The 23,089-nt window shown below is 58.8% G+C and carries 15 protein-coding genes; all 15 read left to right on the top strand.

The window, feature by feature from the left end; translation table 11 throughout:
* The first annotated feature begins 38 nt into the window (after positions 1-38).
* The 15 genes from D7M11_RS24515 (at position 39) to D7M11_RS24445 (ending at position 22,907) form a co-directional block, all read left to right on the top strand.
* A complete protein-coding gene (locus tag D7M11_RS24515; protein ID WP_120749903.1) occupies positions 39-665 on the top strand; it encodes a CIS tube protein in 627 nt (208 codons plus the stop codon).
* 3 nt (positions 666-668) lie between these two features.
* Positions 669-1,757, top strand: a complete 1,089-nt coding sequence (locus D7M11_RS24510; RefSeq protein WP_120749902.1) for a phage late control D family protein — start codon at positions 669-671, stop codon at positions 1,755-1,757.
* Positions 1,754-2,470 carry a phage baseplate assembly protein V gene (locus D7M11_RS24505; protein ID WP_120749901.1) on the top strand — a complete coding sequence of 239 codons (717 nt, stop codon included), beginning with the start codon at positions 1,754-1,756 and terminating at the stop codon, positions 2,468-2,470. The genes D7M11_RS24510 and D7M11_RS24505 overlap by 4 nt, the downstream gene beginning before the upstream one ends.
* 45 nt (positions 2,471-2,515) lie before the next feature.
* Positions 2,516-2,917 carry a GPW/gp25 family protein gene (locus D7M11_RS24500; protein ID WP_120749900.1) on the top strand — a complete coding sequence of 134 codons (402 nt, stop codon included), beginning with the start codon at positions 2,516-2,518 and terminating at the stop codon, positions 2,915-2,917.
* A gap of 64 nt (positions 2,918-2,981) precedes the next feature.
* Positions 2,982-6,062, top strand: coding sequence for a baseplate J/gp47 family protein (locus D7M11_RS24495; RefSeq protein ID WP_158606809.1), 3,081 nt, complete (start codon positions 2,982-2,984; stop codon positions 6,060-6,062).
* Between the two features lie 37 nt (positions 6,063-6,099).
* Entirely contained in the window at positions 6,100-8,337 is a 2,238-nt protein-coding gene (locus D7M11_RS24490; protein ID WP_120749898.1) for a putative baseplate assembly protein, read from the top strand.
* Positions 8,338-8,395: 58 nt separating this feature from the next.
* The gene (locus D7M11_RS24485; RefSeq protein ID WP_120749897.1) at positions 8,396-10,501 is read left to right on the top strand and encodes a phage tail protein; all 2,106 of its coding nucleotides are present in this window, start codon (positions 8,396-8,398) and stop codon (positions 10,499-10,501) included.
* 44 nt (positions 10,502-10,545) lie between these two features.
* Positions 10,546-12,201 carry a hypothetical protein gene (locus tag D7M11_RS24480; RefSeq protein WP_120749896.1) on the top strand — a complete coding sequence of 552 codons (1,656 nt, stop codon included), beginning with the start codon at positions 10,546-10,548 and terminating at the stop codon, positions 12,199-12,201.
* A 503-nt stretch (positions 12,202-12,704) separates the two neighbouring features.
* Positions 12,705-14,138, top strand: coding sequence for an SWIM zinc finger family protein (locus D7M11_RS24475; RefSeq protein ID WP_120749895.1), 1,434 nt, complete (start codon positions 12,705-12,707; stop codon positions 14,136-14,138).
* A 24-nt stretch (positions 14,139-14,162) separates the two neighbouring features.
* Positions 14,163-15,884, top strand: a complete 1,722-nt coding sequence (locus D7M11_RS24470; protein ID WP_120749894.1) for a HEAT repeat domain-containing protein — start codon at positions 14,163-14,165, stop codon at positions 15,882-15,884.
* A gap of 42 nt (positions 15,885-15,926) precedes the next feature.
* Positions 15,927-17,018, top strand: coding sequence for an ATP-binding protein (locus D7M11_RS24465; protein ID WP_120749893.1), 1,092 nt, complete (start codon positions 15,927-15,929; stop codon positions 17,016-17,018).
* Positions 16,997-19,360, top strand: coding sequence for a DUF5682 family protein (locus tag D7M11_RS24460; protein ID WP_120749892.1), 2,364 nt, complete (start codon positions 16,997-16,999; stop codon positions 19,358-19,360). Before D7M11_RS24465 ends, D7M11_RS24460 begins: the two co-directional genes overlap by 22 nt.
* 30 nt (positions 19,361-19,390) lie before the next feature.
* Positions 19,391-20,575: a VWA domain-containing protein gene (locus tag D7M11_RS24455; RefSeq protein WP_240041290.1), complete on the top strand. Its 1,185-nt coding sequence runs from the start codon at positions 19,391-19,393 to the stop codon at positions 20,573-20,575.
* A 276-nt stretch (positions 20,576-20,851) separates the two neighbouring features.
* Complete coding sequence (locus tag D7M11_RS24450; RefSeq protein WP_193556269.1) at positions 20,852-21,988, top strand: YecA family protein; 1,137 nt, start codon at positions 20,852-20,854, stop codon at positions 21,986-21,988.
* Between the two features lie 43 nt (positions 21,989-22,031).
* A complete protein-coding gene (locus D7M11_RS24445) occupies positions 22,032-22,907 on the top strand; it encodes a radical SAM/SPASM domain-containing protein (protein ID WP_120749889.1) in 876 nt (291 codons plus the stop codon).
* Positions 22,908-23,089 lie beyond the last annotated feature (182 nt).

The following is a 23,089-nucleotide window of genomic DNA, read 5'->3' as shown; positions in this document are numbered from 1 at the left end:
GATGAAATCGGCAATCGCAGAAAGGCGGGAAAACGGCTTTGGCGCTCAAAAAAGCGAAATTCGTCGTAGACCGGGGCGGCAGCAAGGAAGATATCGAAGTGCTGTTCAATCCTAACGAATACAATCTGGAGTCGAGCAACAACTTCAATTGGGAGCGGGTGCCCGGACTGTCGCTGCCGCTCGGGCAGTTCGTGAACGGGAACAATACCACGCTGTCGCTCGACTTGTTTTTCGATACATACGAGAAAAAGACGGATGTGCGGGAATATACGAAAAAAATTACGGGCCTGCTCGATGTGGAGAAGGAGCTTCACGCTCCGCCGATTTGCCGGTTCGTATGGGGTTCGTTCGACTTCAAGGGAGTCGTCGAAAAAGTAACGCAGTCGTTCACGATGTTTCTCGATACGGGAATCCCGGTGCGGGCCAAGCTGAAAGTAAATCTAACCTCTTGGTACACAAAGGAGGAGCAGCTTCAGCACATTCCGCGCCATTCCGCCGACCGAACGAAGCAGAAGATGCTCAAACAGGGCGAGGAGCTGTGGATGATTGCGGCCGAAGAATATCAGGACCCGGGCCTTTGGCGGGAAATCGCCAGAGCGAACCGGATCGACAACCCGTCGAAGCCGCCGTCCGGCAAAAAAATAACGGTTCCGAGGTTGTACTAAGCTATGGCCCAGTTGCAGCTTGAAACGAGCTCATTCTCTTACTCCGATCTGGAGAGCAAATACAAGCAGTTTTACGCGCCGGCCGCCGAAATTACCGTAAACGGCAGCAAAATATCGGATGGGATCGCCATAGCCTCCGTCAGAGTCCATACGACGATCGAGCCGACCGCAGACTCGTTTACGATCCGCATCACGAACGCCTTCGACTGGAAATCGAGTGAGTGGTTATGGCTGAGCGTATTTCCGATCGGCGCGCCGATCGATATCAAGTTCGGCTACGTCGATATGGTTACGCCGGTGTTCAGCGGGTACATTACGTCGGTCACGGTCGAGTCTCAGGAAGAAGGCGCGATGCTTCTCGTCAGCGGCATGGACTTAAGTTTTTTCATGATGAAGGGCACGCGGATGCAGACGTGGAATGAGAAGAAGATCAGCGATGTGGTGCAGGAGATCGCATCGCGGCACAAAGCGACGCCGCATATCGACGCTACGGCGGAGAAGCTGCCGACCATTTCGCAAAACATGATGGACGATTTTCATTTCATCCAACACCTTGCCAAACTGCTAGGTTTCGATTTTTTCGTCATCGGCAAGCATCTGTATTTCCGCAAGCCGCTAACACAGACGTCGCCTGTTGTGACGCTCGCTTTGGGGAGAGAACTGCGGTCGCTGTCCATCGAGCATAATCTGGCCGAGCAGCTGACCGGAGTCAAAATCCGTTTCTGGGACGACAAGGAGCAGAAGGTTGTGCTGAACGAAGCCGGCGCGATTCAGAAGCTCGGCGGCAATTCCAAGACGGGCAAAGACTTGCTGGCCGCCATCGGCGATTATACGGAAACGCTGTATATGAATGCGGGCTCTGCGGACGAAGCGAAAAACTATGCGAACGCCTACTTGAACAGTCGCTCGATGAAGCTCGTGGCAGGGACAGGCGAATGCGGCGGTATCCCCGAAATCCGGGCGGGACGGTATTTGAAAATTAGCGGCGCAGGAAAGACGTACAATCAGCCGTACTACATCACTTCCGCAACCCATCTGCTCGACGGGGACGGCTACGTAACGCGATTCCGATTAGGAGGGAACGCCGTATGATGGAATTTCCGATCGACCTGATGCCGAATGTGCTCAATCCCCGCATCGACGGCGTCATGATCGGAGTCGTGACAAATAACAACGATCCGGACAAGCTCGGAAGGGTCAAGCTGCATCTCCCGCTTCACGACGAGCAATCGGAGACGGACTGGGTGCGCATCGCCACGATGATGGCGGGCAAGGAAATGGGCAGCCTGTTCATTCCCGAGGTCGGCGACGAGGTGCTGGTCGCTTTTCATTTGGGCCAAATCCGCTATCCGATCGTCATCGGAACGTTATGGAACAAAAAAAATGCGCCGCCTGCTCCCGCCGACAAAAACGACGAGCGCAAAATCGTGTCCCGCTCGGGCAGTCATATTTTGTTTTCCGACAAATCCGGTGAAGAAACGATTACGATCAAAACGAAGAAGGGGCAAACCGTCGTCCTCGCGGACAAGGACGATTCGCTCCAGGTGGCCGATCAGAGCGGCAACAATACGATTACGATCAAGGGCGGCTCCGCGAACGAAATTTCCATTAAGAGCAGCTCCACGAAAATTACGATCGACGCCAAAGGCAACGTGGCGATCGAAAGCGTCAAAGAGGTCAAGATCAAATCCGCGCAGATCGGCATCGAAGCATCGGCGAAGATGGAGCTCAAAGCGGGAGCCATGCTCGACATTAAATCGGACGGCATGATCAATATCAAAGGCTCGCTGGTCAAAATCAACTGACGCCGGGCGAGCGCCGCTGCGGCAGGCAAAGGGGCGAAAGAAGCGATGTCCAGCGAATTTCTCGGACGCGGCTGGAAATTTCCGATCCAGGTCGATCCCGCGACCGGCCGGATTCGTTTGTCGGAGTACGAGGAAGATATTGCCGAGTCGATCCGCATCATTCTCGGCACATCCCGGGGGGAACGCGTCATGCGGCCGGGCTTCGGCTGCGAGATGCGGAGCTTTGTGTTCGGCACGACCGACGACATGACGCTGCGTTTGCTCGAGGGCAGCATTCTAGATGCGATCCGGGTATGGGAGCCAAGGGTGGACGAAGTCGAAGTCAAGGCCGTCCCGGACAAGCTCGATCCGGGCAAAGTGCAAATCCGGATCGGGTATATCGTCCGAACGACGAACAATTTATTCAACCAGGTCTATCCGTTCTACTTGCATGAAGGAACCAACTAAGGGCGCTGCCCGGCCGCGAAGGAGCGCGCCGTATGCCGAAAACGAACGAAGGGGGGAGGAAGGGGTGAATCCTCCGCAGCTTGATGGCCGCACGATGGCGGATCTGATCGCCCGCATGAAGGAGCTGGCGCCTTATTATACGCCCGAGTGGAGATTTACGCCGGACGATCCCGATCCCGGCACGGCGCTTTTTCTGCTGTTTGCGGATATGTATCACGAAAATGTAAGGCGGCTCAACCGGGTCCCTTACAAAAATCTCGTCGCCTTCCTGAATATGTTCGACGTGTCGCTGCTGCCTGCCCGTCCATCCGCCACTTACGCGGCGTTCACGTTAAGCGAAGGGACGAAGGAGCCTGTGCTCATTCGCGCGGGTACCCGCATTAATAGTGCCGGCGACGACGTCAGCATCCCGTTCGAGACGGAGAGGACCGTGCTGCTGACGCCGGCCCGCTGGCAGGCCGCCTTTTTGACCAGCCAGCAGCACGACAGCATCGTCCGCGTTCCGCAGCGGCTGCTGACCGATGCCGTGACCGGCAAAACGGCTCCCGCCCCGCTCTTTCGCTTGCGCGGCGAGGACAACTTGCAATCGCATGCGCTGTTCCTGGCGCATGACGATCTGCTCACCGTGTATGGTACGGCCGTTATCGCAGTGGAAATCGGCAATTCCGCGCGGCGCTTCGACGAAACCGGCATGTGCAATCTGCTGACGAACCCCGGGCTTGCCGAGTGGCTGTACGCTTCCTCGGATGGCTGGAAGCCGTTTGACCGGGTGGAGGCGCAGGGGAGCCGCATCGTGCTCACGAAGTCGGAGCCGGGCGAAATTGTCGAACGCGACGTGTCGGGTCATACGCACCGCTGGATTCAGTGCCGGCTTCCGGACCATGTGCCGGGGAAGAAATCGCTTGCGGGCGGCGGTGTCATACTTGACCGTATCGCACTGAAAACCGATTACGCCGACTGCCTGCAGCAAGGCGGTTTGGAGCCGGATCTGATGTTTTATAACGATATTCAGGCCGATCCGTCGGGCTTTTATCCGTTCGGAGACCAGTTCGTGCAGTACGGAGCGTTTTATTTGGCGAGCCGCGAGGCGCTGACCAAAAAGGACGGCTGGATTCATCTCGATTTTACGCTGCGGGCGATTGAAAACCGCTTCCTGCCGGAGCCGGAGCAGCAAATCGACTGGAAGCCGATTATGAAAAAGTCCAAGTTCGACAAAAAGGAGCTGCCAAGAGCCTCCGTCGCTCAAGTGGTCTGGGAATATTGGAACGGCGGCGCCTGGGTGCGGCTGCATGCCGGGAAAGAAGCGGAGCAGCTGTTTTACCGCCCGGACACAGAGGGCGAACGAAAACGGGTGGCGTTCCGCTGCCCGGGTGACCTGGCTGCGCTGCATGTTAACGGCCACGAGAGCTGCTGGATTCGGGCCCGCGTTTTGCAGATCGAGAACCTGTATGCGCCGTATCCCATCTATATGTCTCCGTGGCTGACCGATGTCAGGCTTAGCTACGGCTTCGACGACCGAGTATACCGGACGGATCGGTGCCTCACGCTGAACAACATGGTGTACGAGGACCGGACGCCGTATTGCCGCGGCGAAGCGGGCGGCTTCGAGCCGTTCGTTCCGCTTGCCGCCGAGCATCCGACATTGCATATCGCCTTCGACTCGCCGCCGGTGAAGGGACCGATATCGATCTACGCTGCGGTCCTCCCCCAGCGGATGAGCGGCGAAGCCCGTCCGTGGCTGGAATGGGAATATTTGCGAGAGCCGGCCGTGCCGAGCGGGAAGCCCGAGTGGGCGCCGCTTAAGGTGATCGACGAAACGAAGGGACTTACGGAAAGCGGCACGATTCAATTTGCCGGTCCGCCCGATTTTGCCGGCAGCCGCCTGTTCGATACGTACGGGTACTGGATTCGCGCGGTCAACCGGGATAACCGGTATGAGGATGTGGAGGGGGCTCAGCCGTTCCCCAGACTATGCGGATTGTTCCTGAACACGGTGCGCGCGATACAGCAGGAAGCGATGCCCGAGGAGTTTCCCGAACGCCGGGAGCTGGAGGAAGGCGACGTCTATTTGCTGAGCGGCCCCAACATCGTATCCGAGGAAGTCTGGGTGGATGAGACGGAGCGGCTGACGGAGGAAGATATTGCCGCTATCGAAGAAAGCGGCGATCCGATTGTGGAAACGCTGCGGGATAGTGACGGCAAGCTGCAGAAGGCTTGGGTCCGCTGGAGCGAAACCGACCGGCTGGCTGGCAGCGGCGGCAAGGCGCGTTTGTACCAGATCGACCGCGCACTGGGCAAGCTTCGCTTCGGCGACGGCATCCACGGCATGGAGCCGCCGCAGGACGGTCTTGAGAACGTAAAGGTACGCTACAGCGTCACGCTCGGACAAAGAGGGAACGCCGATATCGGGACGATCGTAAATCTGGAAAATTCGATCGCCTTTGTAAGCGGGGTCACGAACGTCGAACCCGCCGCCGGCGGCTGCGATCCGGAGCCGCTCGAAGCGGCGATCCGCAGAGGGCCGCAAGCGCTGAAGCATCGCGGTCGGGCGGTGACGACCGAAGATTTCGAATGGCTGGCCCGCGAAGCGTATCCGAACATCGCAAAAGTGAAATGTATGGCGAACCGCAACAGCCGGATGGAGCACGAGCCCGGTTCGATGACGCTGGTCGTGCTGCCGAAGGATGGTCAGGCGGGTATACCGGCTTTCGGCGAGCTGAAAAAAAGGGTGGAGGCGTACTTGATCGAAAGAGCGTCCTCTCTGGTCGCCTGGCCGGAACATATTCAGGCGGTTCCGCCGGTATTTCTCGAAATTTCGATTACGGCGATCGTCGCGGTCGAGCATTTCGACAATGTACTGCCTACGGAGCTCGAAGCCATCCGCAAGCTGGAGCGGTTTCTCGATCCGTTAACGGGCAACTTCGACGGGTTAGGCTGGGGCATCGGCCAGACGATCCATCCGTCGGTATTTTACGCGCTGCTCAAAACGATCCGCACGATATCGTTCGTGGAAAAGCTGTACATGACCGTATACAAGCTGGAGGACGAGAGCCGCATTGAGCTGGACGGCAACCGACCGGTGCAGATTCCGCACGGCGTCATCGTCAGCGGCAAACATAAAGTGTCGGTCCGTTACACGCTGTAAACTTGGCTGACTTCACCTCTGCGAAAGGAGGAGGCATATGCTACCGTTGCCCAATCTGGACGACCGTACCTACGATCAGATCGTCCGGGAAGCCAAAGACAAAATTCCGAAGCTGTTTCCCAGGTGGACGGACGAAAATGCGCACGATCCCGGCTTGACGCTGCTTGAGCTGCTGGCCTGGATTTCGGAAATGCAGCAGTATTATTTGGACCGGATTACAACCCGGAGCGAGCGGAAGTTTCTGAAGCTGCTCGGATTAAGCCCGCAGGGCGAGACGTCCGCCGTATGCGAGGTCGCCTTCGCCGGCGCGAGCCGAACGGTCACGATTCCGCGCGGTACGCCGCTGTATGCGTACGACCAGTCGTTCGAGACGCTGGAGACGCTGGAGCTAATTCCCGCCGTGCTGGAGAAGGTGATTGTGAGGACGGAAACGGCAACCGGCGACGTGACCTCGAATTTGCGCTCGGGTATCGCCTTCTATGCGTTCGGACAAGAGGCCGGGGAAGGCAGCCGCATGTTCGTCGGCTTCGACCGGGAACTGCCCTTGCATACGGATATTACGCTCTCCGTCCGCTTGTCCGATCATTATCCGGTTCCGGTAGGGCGAGGCGGAGATTTGGCGCAGGAGCATTCTCTGGTCGCTTCGGCATCCGTCTCGTGGAAATATGCGGCCGGAGAAGAAGGCGACAGCTGGCAGCCGCTTCACGTCGTTCGCGATACGACCGCCCACTTATCGCAAAGCGGTCATGTGACACTCCGGCTGACCGAACCGATGAAGCCGCTGTCGATGTATCCGGCCGACGACAAGAAACGGTACTGGCTGATCTGTACGCTCGAGCACGGCGGCTACGAACTATCGCCGAAGGTGGAGCACTTGTGCATCAATGCAGTCCAGGCCGAGCAGCGGCAAACGATAAGCGAATATGTCCATTTCGATACGGACGGCGAGGCGGGACTCGTTCTGGAGCCGGAAGGCTATCTGGCAAATGCCGGGACGATCGCCGTGCAAACGTGCGATGAGCTCGGACGGTGGCGGGAATGGAGGAGCGTCTCCGGTCTGGAGAAGTGCGGCGCCGGGGATTATCGCTTTGAGCTGGAGCGGGACACGGAGGCAAGGAGGCTGAAGCTCCGTTTCGGCGACGGCGTCCATGGCGCGGTACCCGGCAGAGTGCAGCCGCTTCGGATTGTATGCAGTGATTCTGAGAAAGAACCGCTTCTCTGGATCGGGGCGAGTGACGGCTTGCCCGGCCAGTCGTTTGACATCTCGCGGAAAGGTACGTTTCGCAAAGACGGCATGCTTATACAAGTCGCCGTCCATAGCGGAGATACGGACGAATGGCTGTGGGAGGATTGGGAGCCTGTCGACGACTTCGACCATTCCGGTCCGTCCGACCGCCATTTCGTCTATGACCGCGCGGAAGGTTTGATCCGGTTCGGCGACAATGAGCGGGGACGCATCCCGCCGAGCTCGGGGGCGGCGAACATTCGGTTCGTCGCGCTGCGGACTGGCGGAGGAGCCCGCGGCAACGTCAAAATGGGGATGATTAGCGCGTTCGCCGATTTTATCCCCGAGTGGGAAGGCATTGACGTAACGAATCCGGCCGAAGCGACAGGCGGCTCCGAGGAGGAAACACTGGAGCAGGCGAAGCGAAGGGCGCAGCGGGAGCTGAGCGTCCCGACCCGGGCCGTGACGGCCGCCGACTATGAGGAGATTGTGCGCGATACGCCGGGGCTGCGGGTCGCCCGAGTCAAGGCGATTCCGCTGTTCAAGCCGGGCATGCGGGACTACCCGCGGGAAAAAGCGCCGGCCCAGATGACCGTAGTTGTCGTGCCGTACAGCGAGAGCGACCGGCCATTCGCAGGCCCCGGCTTTCTCGAGACGGTGCGCCGGTATCTGGAGCCGTACCGGCTGCTCGCTACCGAGCTGCACGTCATGTCGGCCGCCTATATCAAAGTGACCGTGCACGCGGTTGTCGTCGTGGAGCCGGCCTATAAAGAGCAGACGTCGGCGGTCGCGAATGTGCTGAGGCGTTTGCTGCGTCCGATGGGGCATGGAGACGGCGAGGGCTGGCAATTCGGCCGGTCGGTGCATAAGGGCGACATTATCGGCGCCATCAGCAAGCTGAAGGGCGTCGTCTACGTGCAGGACATCTGGATCGATGCGGAAGGGCCGGCTGTTCGCAAGGACGGCGGCGGCGACATTCATCTTCCGCCGTACGGGCTCGTTTATTCGGGCGAACACGAAGTCGAGCTGATCGGCGTTACAGATTTGTAGACAGGCGCCATACGCATGGTGTAAGGAAGCCAGGGAGCTAACGGAAAGGAGGGACGATATGCGGCAACCGGCGCGGTTTTTCTCGCTTAACAAACCTTCCGACTGGGAAACCGGCACGGCGTCGAATATGACGATAAACGAAGACGGCGTTACGATCGGACGGGTCGATAAATATTCCATATACCGGACCGTGCATACGGCCGACATCGACGGCGCGGATGCCATCGCCGACTTCGCCGTAGGTTCCGGCAGCAAGCTGTACGTGCTGGACGCGAAGGCGGCGCTATGGGTCCACGATTACGAGAATCGTTACACGGAGCCGTTCTACGTTCCGGGCCATAATCTGTTCACGGGTCAGTCGCTGCTGGCGGCCCGGGGCGATTCGCTGTATATCGCCGATCGAAGCCAGGACCGGCGTATCGTCTCCATATCGCCGTCTAACGGCCAGATCGTATGGGCGGCGCACGAATGGAACGGACTGGAGCTGTTCCCGCTGGCGGTTGCCGTTGATGGTATGCGCCGGCTGTACACGGCGGTGCCGCTGGACACCCAGCCGGGACAAGCGGACGAGCCGGAAGTGCCGGAAGGCGGCCGTATCGTCATTGTCCAGTGGGGGCTGTCCGGCGAAATGATGCGGCAATTCGGGCACGATGAGTTCAGGCTGGAGCACGCAAGCCCCTTGTCTGCGCTGCACAGACGCTTCGCCGTAACGGTGAGCGACAGCGGCGAACCTGCGATGCTCGACACGGCAAGCGGCCAGGTCGTGTCCTTTCACGCGGACGGCTCGCTGAAAGCCGCTTTTCGCGCCGAGCCGGGGGCGGCCTTTGCGTCCGTATCGGTCGATGCCCGCGGGCTGCTGTACATCGGGGAAGCCCAGGAGGGCGACCCGGCGGAAAACGAGCGCTTCATCCGCAGCTGCGCGGCCGGCGGCAAGCTGCTTGGCAAAGTATCCGGCTATCGCGCCAGAGCCGACAAGCTGCTGCACGACGGGCGCGCCCGGATGTATGCGCTCGATCTGGAGAAGGGATCGGTCACTCTGCTCGATCTGCAATCGCGAACGATGGCGATGCCTGCGACCGGGCTGCCCGAGGCTTGGTATATATCCGCCCCCCTCGACAGCACGGAGGACGAAACCGAGTGGCATAAAATGGAGCTGCTGGCGGATATACCGGAAGAAACGCAAGTGCGCATTTCCTATTTTGCCACGGATGAGCGCTTCGGCGTGCTGGACGGCCAGGTCGTCGACTACGAGAGCTATTTTGCCGATCCAGCCATCCCGATGACGCAAAAATGGTCGGCGAGCCGCCATCTGTGGTCCGAGCCGGTCGTGAATCCGCAGGATGCGCTGCTGATGAACGCCAGAGGCCGGTATTTGCGGTTCCGGCTCGAACTGGCCGGCAGCGATCGCAGCGGGCCTGTCATCCGTAGGCTGCGCCTGCATTTTCCGCGGTTATCGCCGATCGTTTATTTGCCCCCGATCTATCAGGAAGATCCGGACGGCGGCGGATTTCTGGAGCGGTTTCTCGCCATATTCGGCACGTTTTTCGCGGAGATGGAGGAGCGCATCGCCGGCGTCAGCTCGAACTTCGACCCGGATTCGGTGACGGGAGCTTATCTGAGATGGCTCGGCGGCTGGCTGGCGCTCGATATCGCGGACAGCTGGGAGGAGCCGAACCTCAGGGAGCTGATGAAGCAGGCGCCCGAGCTGTACAAGATGCGCGGGACGCGGGCAGGACTCAAGCGAATGCTGCATATTTATACGGGAGTGGAGCCGTTTGTCGTCGAGCATCATGAGCTGAAGCATATGCAGGAGCAATCCGAGTTGCGACAGCTGCTCGGGCGGCTCTACGGAGACAATCCGTACAGCTTCTGCGTGATGCTGCCGCCGGATTGCGTGCGGACCGACAAGCAGCGTCTCATGGTAGAGACAATCATCGACGACCAGAAGCCGGCTTACACGGAAGGCAAGCTGATCGTCCTGCAGCCATGGATGCATACGGATATGCATACGTACCTCGGGATCAACACGGTGCTCTCCGAGCCTACCGTACTGACGCTCGACAAGCAATCGTCCATGCCGCATCATACCGTGCTGGTCGACAAGGATCGGGATAAGCGGATCGATATCCATACCCGCATGGGACTCGATTCGGAACTGGATTAAGGCAACTTACCGAAGTAAGTAACGAAAGGGGAAGGGGAAGCCTCATGAGAAAATCGCGGTACTACCCGTTCGAGAGAAACCGGTACTTTTACGGCAAACTGCTGACGGTTCGGGATTTCGATTCCGAGCAAAAATATTTTAACGACAAGCGGCGCATGATGAACCGGCTGTTGTTCGGCCCGGGTGTCATTACGGGTCTTCAGGTCATCGCCGTCGACGACAAGTCCGTTTCAGTCGAGATGGGGGCGGCGATCGACGCGCTCGGACGGGAAATAATCGTACCCGCGCCGGTAACGATGAAGCTGTCGATGATGGAAGGCTTCACGAACAACGAGTATGCCAAAAATGTATACTTGTGCCTCGCTTACGACGAAAAAGGGAAAGAACCGGTCCACTCGATCGCCAATTCGTCGGTGCGTGCGGACGAAGTGAGCGAATACAACCGCGTGCTGGAAAGCTACCGTTTGTTTATCCGCGAGGAAGCCCCCGAGCCGTCTTCGTTTCCGCTTGCCGAGCTGACGGAGCAAACCGTCGTGTTGTATCAGGATGCGCAAGTCCGCGTTCTGCAAACAACGCCGAAGTACGTCAATCCGGGCCATACGTTAGAGGCCGTCATTCGGATCGAGAAGACGCTGCAGGCGGGCAAGATCGAGCTGGAGTACGAGCTGGCGACCGATCGCCTGGAAGCGCTCGAGGGCCGCTCCGTCCGGTTCAGCGAGCCTCAGGACGCCCAGGAGACGGAATACGAATTCCGGGTGGAGCTGCGCGCCGACGCGCTCCATTCCGGCACAGCACTCGTTGGCGTCAAACCGGGATCGTCCAGTTTGCGCGTCGGTGACAAACAGCTCGGCTCTTTGGTCAAGGACATGGCGAACATCAGCATCGTGACGGCCGCGATCGAGGAGCAGCTCATGGACGATTATTTGAAGCAGCCGCTCGAGGCCGCGCTGGACTCGCCTTCCGAGCCTTGCCTGTATTTGGCCAAAATCAGTCTGCTGCAAATGGGGCCGACCTACGTCATCGAGCGGGTGGAGCAGGTTCCGTTCGACGAATACGTCTATAACCCTTCCGTATCGTACCGGCTGGCGCTGGCGCAGGCGAAGCGGGACCGGCACCGCTCCGAGCCGGAGGGGACTGCGGAACGCCCGGCTGGCGCCGCCGAAGCGGAACCGGCCGCCGCTGCGGTTCAAGAGAGGCCGTCCCATACCGCAGCGGATCAACATCACCTTCATTCCCGGGTCCCGGGCGCTGCGGATATTCAGACCGGTACGGTAGATATCGCCATATCGCCGTTCGCCAAGTCGGCGCTATCGTTCGGCAAGGCGGTCAAAAGCTTCGTGTCGCCGGAGATCGAGCACGGACTCGGTACGGGCGACGTGCTGATCGTGACGAGCGTGGAGACGTCCGGGGCGTTTCCGGGCAGCTCGCAGCGCTCCTACTTCGGGGCCGCGGACGTGTTTACGGGAAGCGAATTCGAATCGGGGCTTCCGGAGCACCAGCTCGGCGCCGTTTCCTACCCGGACCGGGGAACGTTCCGCGTCGGCATCAAGCTGGGCCAAGTATCCGAATCGCGCACCATCCGCATTCGCTGGTGGGCGTATCGGAACGGTCAAGCGAGCGGAAGCGAAACGGGATCGTCCCCGGACAGCGTTACGTTATCGGAAGCGGCGGCCGGAGCGGAAAGCAAGAACGAGTTGTAATCGGGCGCGAAGCGTACAGGGGATCGGCAGAAGAGGGCGAAAGCCCTCTTTTTTTGCGCCTTGCGGCGCTGCCTTGGCGGCGGGCGAGCGGAAGTAAAAGTTCCGCTATGGCTCGCGGTGCTCCGCTGCATGGGGCGATAGAGGAAGCGAGATTTCCGTTATGGCCACCAGCACGCCGAGTAAACGCTGGAAAAGGGGGCATAAAGGAAGCGGCGCTTCCTCTATAGGGGTATATACCACACGCGAAGCCGCAATAACGGAACTCGTAGTTCCGCTAACGCTGTGTCGAGGTGCTGGACGGGATAAATTCAGTGTTTTCCTTGTACATCCTCACATCGCGAAAAATGTCGAATGAGGAATTTGTAGAAATTATAGGTCCAAACGACCTGTCGGTGCGGCCTGTTTTTACCGATGATAAGGAGAGGCGTATTGTCCCCATCGGGAGATAGCGCCTGTTTTTTCACCACCTGCATGTGAACTCAAGTCACGAGAGGTATGCGACGATGAATGTAACCGAAGCTTATGTGGACAGCCTGGCGCTCAATAGCGGAGCGATCAAGAACGGGCGCGATCTGGCCAAAAAGAACAGCTTCACCCTGCTCGGCATATCCGAGGATCAGACAGTGCTGTTCGGCGAATGCCAGGGAAGCGGGAAAGAGCCGTACCGCTGCTCCGCCGATTTTGTAAAAGAGGAGAGCCCGGTATTCCGGTGCTCCTGCCCAAGCAGACAGTTTCCGTGCAAGCACGTGTTGGGACTGCTCTATTCGCGCACAACGGGCAAAACGTTCGGCGTAGCGGCGATTCCGCCGGATTTGCTGGAGAAGCGGGAGAAGGCGGAGAAGCGCGAGGAGAAAAAGAAGGAAGCGGCCGAAACGGAAACGCCGGTCAAACGAAAAACAAACAAAGCGGCAGCCGCCAAAAAAGCGGCGGCTCAGCTTGAAGGAATCGGCATTGCCGAAAAGCTGCTGCACCATATCGTCCAGTCAGGACTCGGCAGCTTGGATAAAAAAAGCTTGCAAACCGCGGAGGAGCAGGCCAAGCAGCTTGGGAACCATTACATTCCCGGCATTCAGACGACTCTGCGCGAACTGCTGCTCGTGCTTCGCTCCGAGGATGACAGGACAGCCGTTTATGCCCGCGCGGTCGAGGGCATGATCAACCTGCATTCGCTGCTGAAGAAGAGCAGGGAGCACTTGCAGATTCGGGCCGACCAGCCGGATACGCCGCTTGATACCGAAACGCCGCTTGAGGAGAGAATCGGCCACGCCTTCCAGATCGCCGAGCTGCGGGACAGCGGACTGGCGGAGGGAGAAACGGAGCTGCTCCAGCTCGCGTTCCGATCTTATGCGGACGAGGCGCGGGGAGAATATATCGACGAGGGCTTTTGGGCCGATCTGCCCACCGGCCGTATCCATACGACGAAGACGTATCGGCCGTTTCGCGCCGCGAAGTACATACGCGAGGATGATTCGTTTTATGAGGTAATCCGGGCGAAGGAGCTGTTCCGTTATCCCGGCGATCGCAACGCCAGAGTGCGTTGGGAGGAAGCGACGATGCGGGAGGCGGAAGCGGGCGATTACAGCCGCGTTCGCTCTTATGCCGTCAAGTCGGTAGCGGATGCGGTTAAGCAGGTGAAGAACCAGATGAAAAATCCGCTCTCCGATAAGCACCCGGTGCTGCTGCTGCATGCGGCGTCGATCGGACGAACGGACGACGGGTTATACGCTCTGCTGGACGAGAGCGGAAATCGGCTTCTGCTGACGGATATCGACTGTCTCGGCCATCCCACCGTACCGCTGCTGCCTATGCTGAACGAGCGGTGGCTGAAGGATCAAGCCTATCTCGTCATGTTCGAGCATGACATGGCGCTGGGACGGCTGGCGGCGCAGCCGCTTAGCATCGTCACGGACGACGCCGTCATCCGGCTGCTGTATTGAAGACAACGATTAGGAGAATAGAGGATGAGCATAACCGTATTGTTCGACCTGCGAAGCGAAGTAACCCGCCTGTTTGTTGCCGGAAGCGGTATGGCGGCCGGAGATAGACGCTTGTTAGGCATGCTGCCCGGGCTGCAAAAGCTCGGCGAGACCGCACCCGTGTTCCAGCGTATCGCGAGCGCGGTGCAGCAAGCGATAGAGGCGGCGCCGCCCGCTTCCGCAGCGGCGCTGCTGGAGCTGGGAGCGCTGCTGAACGCTGTTTTGTACACGCAGGGAAAATCCGATGTGCCCGGGGAGCTGACCGATGTTGAAGGTACTGCGTACACGACATCCACAGCGGTGCCGTATCGCAAGCTGCAGCCTCTGCTGGAGGCGTTGACCCAGAAAGGGCAGGGGCGGCTCGAGCAGCTTCAAGCCGGCTTCGAGCAGCGGCTGTTTCACGATTTTCGCGTTATTCCGGCGGCGGTGAGAGCGCTGGATGACGGTTACTCGGAAATCCCCGAGTTCCTGCACAAGAGCGTCCTGCCGCAGTACGGGATGGAGGCGTTGTACGAGTTGCGCAGCCAGTTCCGGATGGATGGCGGCAAGGGGGCCGCGCGGAGACTGGAGCTGATTCATGGTTTGCTCGGTCTGGACGCCCTGGAGCTGCTGCTGGAAGCGGCTGAGGCCGGCTCTGTGGAGGTGCGGGCGGCTGCGGTCGAGCTGCTTGGGCATTATCCCGAGCAGTTGCCCCTCGTGCTGGAGCAGGCGGATGACAAGAAAAAAGAGATTCGCTCTGCGGCGTATTACGCCTTGTCGCGGATCGGCTCGGACGAAGCGATCCGCAGATTGCACGAAGCGCTGGCTTCCAAAGACCGCGAGCTTGCGATCGAGCCGGTAAGGCTATGCGAGACGTTTTCGATGGCGCTCACCGTAATCGGCTCTTCGGAGCAACTGCTTGCGCAGATCGAGTCCGGCGAGGAAGTATCCCGGCCGGCACAGCAGTTGCTCGCAAACCTTCGTAGTCTGGAAGGCAAGCCGCAGCCGGAAGTTACCGAGCTGCTTATCCGGCTGCTATCTTCGGCGAAGTTTGTCGCGTCGGACACCGATGACGTTCAGGTTGCGGCCGCAGATATGCTGCTGGATACGCGCCAGCCCGAAGCGGACCGGTTCGCCCTCACATTGGATGAGAAGTACAACCGGAAATTTATATCGTACAGCTTCAGGGCGGCTTATCGGCTGCTTCCCGCAGCGGAATTGTTCGACCGGTTCGCCCCTCTATTGAAGAGCAGGCGGAATAAGGTCGGCAACGATCTGATCGCGGCGCTGTACAAAACCGAATACGATCTGGACGATCCGCGTTCGCCGGGCCAGACGGCGTTCGACCCGAGATGGGTGACGCTGCTCGCCGGTATTGACGAGGAGGAGCTCGTTTGCCGACTTGCGACCGGCGCCGATCGCGAAATAGAGGCTTACCTGCTCAAAAAGTGCAAGGAAAAGCCGAACTTCGGCCATTTCCGGACGGTCCGCCTGCTGTCGGCGCTGCATCGGATCGGCTACGGCGACATGCCGGAGCTGCTGATGAGTATACTCGAGGGCGGCGGAAAACGCCAGCTGTATTACTTGGACGATGAGCAGCTTGGGCTGCTGCGGCAATTGCCGCCATCGTACGGCGACCGCTTGCGCGCCTTCGCCGAAACGCTGACGTACGAAAGCGTGAAGCGGCAGGTGCTGGACGTTGCCGATTCGCTTGCAGATCAGGCGTAAAGCCGCTATACATAGCGAAATAGAAGGGAATGGGATAGGGGAATGGCTGAGATGCAAAATGCGGTAAGATTGCCAGCGGAGCTTCTGTACGAGAAGGAGCTGGAGGCGCTGAAAGCGGCGGATACGGATGTTAAGCCGGCAGGCTGGCAGCTGTCGCCGAAATCGGTGCTGACATTTCTTGTCGGAGGAAGCGCGAAGGGCGTTGCGATAACGCCGAAATATATCGGCCACCGGCGGCTCGTCGAAATGGCGATCGCCACTCTGCTGACGGACCGGGCGCTGCTGCTCATCGGCGAACCGGGGACGGCTAAGTCGTGGCTGTCGGAAAATTTGACCGCGGCGATTCACGGCGACTCGTCCAAGGTGATTCAGGGCACGGCCGGAACGAGCGAGGAGCATGTCCGCTATTCATGGAACTACGCGATGCTGCTGGCGCAGGGGCCGTCCGATCAGGCGTTGATCCGCAGCCCGATCTACCGCGCGATGGAGACGGGAGGCATTGCCCGTTTCGAGGAAATATCCCGCTGCGCATCGGAGGTGCAGGACGCGCTGATCTCGATCTTGTCGGAAAAGACGATTTCGATTCCCGAGCTGGGCCGGGAAATGTCCGCCGTACGCGGCTTTTCCGTCATCGCTACGGCGAATACGCGCGACCGCGGCGTCAATGAGATGTCGGCGGCGCTGAAGCGCCGGTTCAACATCATCGTGCTGCCGGCGCCCGCCGACATCGAGACCGAGATCGAAATCGTCCGCAAGCGCGTCGCGGAAATATCCGGCAGCTATGAGCTGCGGGCGGCTTTGCCTGACGAGGAAGCGGTGCGCAAGGTCGTGACGATATTCCGCGAGCTGCGCAGCGGCATGACGCTCGACGGCAAGGAAAAAGTGAAGGGCCCGAGCGGCGTCATCTCGACGGCGGAAGCGATCTCTCTGCTGACCGGCAGTATGGCGCTTGCCGCCAGCTTCGGAAGCGGGGACATCACCGAAGCGGACATTGCCGCAGGACTTCAAGGCGCCATTGTGAAAGACGAAGAGAAGGACCGGACCGTGTGGAAAGAGTACTTGGACAACGTAATGAAAAAGCGGGGGGCGACATGGAGAAATCTGTACCACGCATGCTCGGAGATGAACAAGTAAGCGCCGACCGGCCGTTTCGCGTATTCGGCATTCGGCATTTATCGCCGGCGGGCGCTTATCATCTGCTGTCTTTCTTGGATGAAGCGAAGCCCACGGCCGTCCTCGTCGAAGGACCGAGCGATGCGAACGGGCTCATTTCCCATCTGACGGCCAAAGGAGTCGTCCCGCCGGTTGCCCTGCTTGCTTACACCGATCAGCTCCCGATTCGGACCGTAATGTATCCGTTCGCCGACTATTCGCCGGAATATCAGGCGTTCGTATGGGCATCCCAGAACCGGGTGCATGCGGAGTTCATCGACCTGCCGACGGACCGGTCGCTTTCGCTCTATGACCGGAGAACGGTCCGTGCGGAAGCGGAATCGGATGCGGATACGGGGGAAGGCGGCGAGGGCACGGGTCGCCGTTCGTCCGACTACGCGGCCGACCAATCGTCGCTATACTTGGCGATCGCAGAGCTTAGCGGGGAGACGGACTACGAATCGTTCTGGGAGCGGGAGTTCGAGCATAACTTGCAGCCGCGCGTTTACGAAAAGGCGGTTTACCGGTTCTCGGAGCTGATGAGAAGCCATACCGAAGAGCAGGAATGGAAGCTGGCCCCCGCGGAAGCAGCCTATAACGAAGTTCGCGAAGCGTACATGAGACGCAAAATTCGCGAAACGATCGAAGCGGGCCACGACCCGGAACGCATTGTGGTTGTAACCGGCGCGCATCACGCCTCGGCGCTCGATCTGCGGCTTCCGGCGATGTCGGACGCGGATTTGCTGCTGCTCCCGAAGGCGCCGACGCGGCTGACGCTCATGCCGTATTCGTATTACAAGTTGTCGTCGCAATCGGGATACGGCGCGGGCAACCAGGCTCCGGCCTACTTCGAGCTGCTTTGGCGCTGTATGCGCCAGCGCGATATCGGCAAGCTGCCCGCGCTGTACATGTCCGAGGTCGTTTCCCATTTGCGGGAGCAAGGGACGTACCGCTCGACGGCATCCGTTATCGAATGCGTGCGGCTGGCCGAGGCGCTCGCCTCGCTGCGGGAAGGCAGCTTGCCAACCTGGCGGGATTTGCAGGACGCGGCCATCGTAGGTCTCGGCTATGGCGAATTGTCGGTCGTGGCGGAAGCGCTGGCCCGCACGAATGTCGGAACGGCGATCGGCCGCTTGCCGGAAGGCGTCAGCCAAACACCGGTGCAGGACGATTTAAACCGGGAGCTGAAGCGTCTGAAGCTGGAGAAGTACAAATCGGCGGTGGCGACGACGCTGGAGCTGGATTTGCGCGAAAATCGCCGCGTTTCGTCTGCGGACGCCGCGTTCCTCGACTTGAATCGCTCGGTGCTGCTGCACCGGCTGGAGCTGCTTGGCATCGGCTTTGCGCGGAAGCAGGGGGCAAGGCAGCAGTCGGCGACTTGGGCCGAGATGTGGACGCTGCAGTGGACCCCGGAAGCAGAAATTCAGACGGTCGAATCGACCTTGAAAGGCGAGACGATCGAGCTCGCGGCCGCCTTCGAGCTGAAGGAAAAGCTGGAAGCTTGCGGCGATATTGCCGAAGCGTCCCGGCTCATCCGGATCGCCTGCGATTGCGCGCTCGGCAAGCTGATGGAGCAGGCGAGGGCGGCGCTGCAGCAGCTCGCGGTCGACGCGGGCAATTTCGAGCAAGTAGCGGCAGCCGTTTACGAACTGTCCGTGCTTATCAGTTACGGTTCCGTTCGCCGAATCGATACGGAGCCGCTTGTACCGCTGCTGCGGCAGCTGTTCCTTCGCGGCGCACTGCTGCTGATTGACGCCGCATCGTGCAATGACGAAGCTGCCGTATCGATGGCTTCGGCGATCCAAACGATGCACACGGTAGCCCAGGAGCATTATGAAACGGTGGATAGCGGACTATGGCTGGAACAGCTGCGGCAGCTGTCCTCGCGGGACGACCGCAATGCGAAGCTGTCGGGCTTGTCGTTTGCGGTGCTGCTGGAGAAAAACGAAGTGTCCGACGAACAGTGTTCGATAGAAGTATCGCGCCGGTTGTCTCCGGGGATTCCGGCCGATCTGGGCGCCGGCTGGTTTGAGGGCGTATCGATGCGGAACCGGTATGCGCTCCTGTCGAGGATGTCGCTGTGGAGCAGGCTGGACGAATATATCGCCACGCTGGATGAGGAGGCGTTTCACCGGGCGCTCGTCTTTTTGCGCCGCGCGTTCGGGGCGTTCGAGCCTCGCGAGAAAGCGGCCGTCGCCGAAATGATGGGCGATCTGTGGGGCTTCCAGGCGGAGCAGATCGGCAGCCAGCTGCAGGAGCCGCTGACCGAGGAAGAGAAGGAGAAGCTGAATGAACTTAACGATTTCGATTTCGGCGATTTGTAACCTATGGTAACGGCAGAGAAGCACGAGCAAATGAAACGTTGGCGCCTCATTCTGGGCGCGGCGGCGGACGAAAAGCTGGAGTCCTACGGGGCCGGTCCGCTGCTGGACGATCAGTCGCGGTTGATGGACGAGGCGCTTGCCGCCATCTATGACGAGACTTACGATGCAGCCGGTTTCGCCTCGCGCGGACCGGGAGGCGCGAAGTCCGCCGGACTCGGGTCGTCCTCGCCGAAGCTGGCCAAGTGGCTCGGGGATATCCGTTCCTTCTTCCCGTCCGACGTCGTATCGGTCATTCAGGCGGATGCGATCGAGCGTAAAGGGCTGAAGCAGCTGCTGTTCGAGCCCGAGCTGCTGTCGCAGGTGAAGCCGGATATCCAGATGGTGGCGACGCTGATGGCGCTCAAAGGCAAAATTCCCGAGAAGACGAAGGAAACGGCCAGGCAATTGATCCGGTCCGTCGTCGAAGAAATCATGAAGCGCCTCGAGCAGGATTTACGGCGCGCGGTTACGGGGGCGCTGAACCGGAGGCGGCATTCGCCGCTGCCCGCGCTGTCCGGCCTTGATTTTCACGCGACGATCCGCAAAAATTTGAAGCATTACGATCGTGAGCGAAAGCTGCTCATTCCCGACAAAGTGTATTTTTTCGATCGCGCCCGCAAAAGCCGAGAATGGACGGTCATTCTCGATATCGACCAAAGCGGCTCGATGGCCAGCTCGGTCATCTACGCTTCAATTGTCGGTTCGATATTCGCCAGTATGCCGTCGCTTAGCACGAAAGTCGTCGCCTTCGATACCGAGGTCGTCGACCTGAGCGAGGCTTGCGAGACCGACCCGGTCGACATGCTGTTCGGCATCCAGCTTGGCGGAGGTACGGACATCAATAAATCGGTCGCTTACTGCGAGGCGTTCATCGAGGAACCGAGGAAAACGATATTCATCCTCGTCTCCGACCTGTACGAGGGCGGAAACCGCTCCAGCCTGATTCGCCGTCTGGCTGAAATGAAGCAGGCCGGCGTACAAGTCCTCTGCCTGCTTGCCTTGTCCGATGAGGGAACGCCGTCGTATGACGATACGGTCGCAAGCAAGCTGTCCGGTTTCGGCATTCCCTGCTTCGGCTGCACGCCCGACAAGCTTCCGGAGCTGGTCGAAGGCGCGCTTAAAGGGTTTGATTTGAAAGCGATCGCGGGGCGGGTCAAGTCTTCGCGGACGAATTGAAAATTCCCCAGCTAAGTGGAGCTTAGGCTTCGAAACTGGGGATATAAGCCTGTCAGAGCCGAGTCATTCGCGCTCCGGTAGGCTGTTTTTTACCGGCGGAAATGTCCGTTATGAACGGCGTTTTCGATTTGGCTTGACTCGTATGGTATAATCATCTATTGGGAATGCCAAAGGATAACAGGCATATGTTGAGAGGGTGAGATCATGGACAAGCGCTTGAGTCGCCAAGACCCAAAAGCGCTGTTAAGTGCTCCGGAGAATACGAAACAAATGCAAATGCAGACCAAAGAAGAAGAAAAGCGTTGGGCCGAAATGGAGATTCCGTTATCTTTAGCCGGCGCACTCGCAAAGCTTACGAAGGATGAGCTTTCGAGCATACGTTCCGCTTTGGATATTCGTGGGGTTAGCACGCTTACTAAACAGCGATTGGCAGAAGTGCTGGTGGACCGTATTCCCGAGTCGTTATCGGGCATGCTGGACCAGATGGACGAAGAGAGATATAAAGTTTTGAAGAAAATCGCCGATGGCGGCGGTCACGGCTTTGTTCCATTGGAACCGGAACAATTGGATTACTTCAAGGGCCGGGGACTGCTGTTTACGGGAATGTACCGCGGCAAAAAAACGATCGCGATGCCGGAGGAAGTAGTTCGAGCTTTCGAGCTTCATGACAACGGAGCGTATCGCAAAAAAATCCGCGCTAACACGGAATATATCAAGCTTGCGCATGGGCTGCTTTATTATTATGGCCTTGTAGGGAAGGAAGAATTCGATCAGCGGATCGAGGAGCTGCTGGGGGAGACCAGCTTTTTAGAGAGCATGGACAAGCTCTTTATGTTCTACGAATCCCAGTGGTATTACCGGCAGATTAGCTGCGAAGATTGGGGATTCTCGGACAGCCGAATTCAAGACCCGATCGCTATCGAGAAGGAGCAGCAGTTCAGGGAGCAGCTCTCGCCTGTTCCGGTAACGAAGGAGCAGCTCCTCGCTGCCGGGGAGCCGGGGTATGTTGAACGGAATCCGTATTATCGGCCGTTTGCCGAATTTTTGACGGAGGCCGGCGATTTGTCCCGGGAGGAAGCAGAACGTATCGCGGATGAGTGCGTGCTGGCATTCAAAAACGGAACGCTGCCGAACGATCTCGTCGGTAAGCTGCAATCTCGCTTGAAAATGAGAGAATTCGAGATGATCAGCCGCTGCATGGATCATCTGGTTCCATTATATAATCATACGGGCCAATGGGCGCTGAAAGGGTATTCCCCAAATGCGCTGTCTGCCGCAAGGCGAGCTCCGGCATCGTCCGCAAGCGCACAAGGCGCCGAAGTTATCGATATGGCCACTCGCAAAAAAATCGGCCGTAACGATCCATGTCCTTGCGGCAGCGGCAACAAGTTCAAAAAATGCTGCGGCAAGTGAACGAAAGCGGCTGCCGGATGATCCGAAATGAGGCGCACGTCCATTGAAAACATTCAAAAAAGTGTATATCGAGATCACCAGCGTATGCAATCTGGCCTGCACCTTCTGCCCGCCGACGGAACGGAAGGCGAATTTTATCAAGCTGGATGCGTTCACCGCCGTTCTGGATCAAATCAAGCCGCATACGAACCATATTTATCTTCACGTTAAAGGCGAACCTTTGCTGCATCCGAAGCTGGACGAGCTGCTGGATGCCGCTCACGATAGAGGGTTTAAGGTCAATATTACGACCAACGGCACGCTGATCAACAAAGCGAAGCCGAAGCTGCTCGGCAAGCCTGCGATCCGGCAGATGAATTTTTCGCTCCACAGCTTCGACGGCCACATCGGTTCGACCGACCGGGAGCGGTATTTGAGCGACATTTTCTCATTCGTTCGCGAGGTCGTTGCTTTTAACGTGCTCGTGTCATTCCGTTTATGGAACTTGCAGCGTGACGAGGCGACGATTGCGGAGCGCAGACGGAACCGGGAGACGCTGGAGCTGCTTGAGCGGGAGTTCGGGCTGGATTATAAGATTGAGGAAAAGGTCGTTCCCGGCGGCGGAATCAAGGTGGCCGAGCGGATTTATTTGAACCAGGACCACGAATTCGACTGGCCGAGCCTGCAGGCGCCCGAGGATGAGGGGAAAGGCTTTTGCCATGCGCTCCGTAGCCACTCGGCGATTTTGGTCGACGGGACGGTAGTGCCTTGCTGCCTGGACGGCGAAGGCGTCATCAACCTCGGCAACGTTCACCAAACCTCGTTTTCGGACATTGTCGAGGGAGAGCGGGCGAACAGGCTAATCGACGGATTTTCGCGGCGGGAAGCGGTCGAGGAGTTGTGCAGAAAATGCGGCTACCGCAAACGGTTCGGCATGTGAGCGCAACGGGCGAGATGAACGGGTAATATTTGTTTAGAATACGTGCCTCTGAAGACACTAGCGTTGCAAAGAAGTTAACATGAAAAATACAATCTCTTGTATTTACTATATCTGTTAAATTATGATGTGTTTTCATGGCCCAAATAAAAAAAATCTCCTATTGTAAAAAGGTAGGCGTGTTA

This window comes from Paenibacillus ginsengarvi (assembly GCF_003626695.1).
GTDB lineage: Bacteria > Bacillota > Bacilli > Paenibacillales > NBRC-103111 > Paenibacillus_AB > Paenibacillus_AB ginsengarvi.
This window is presented reverse-complemented; position numbering and strand designations above follow the sequence as displayed.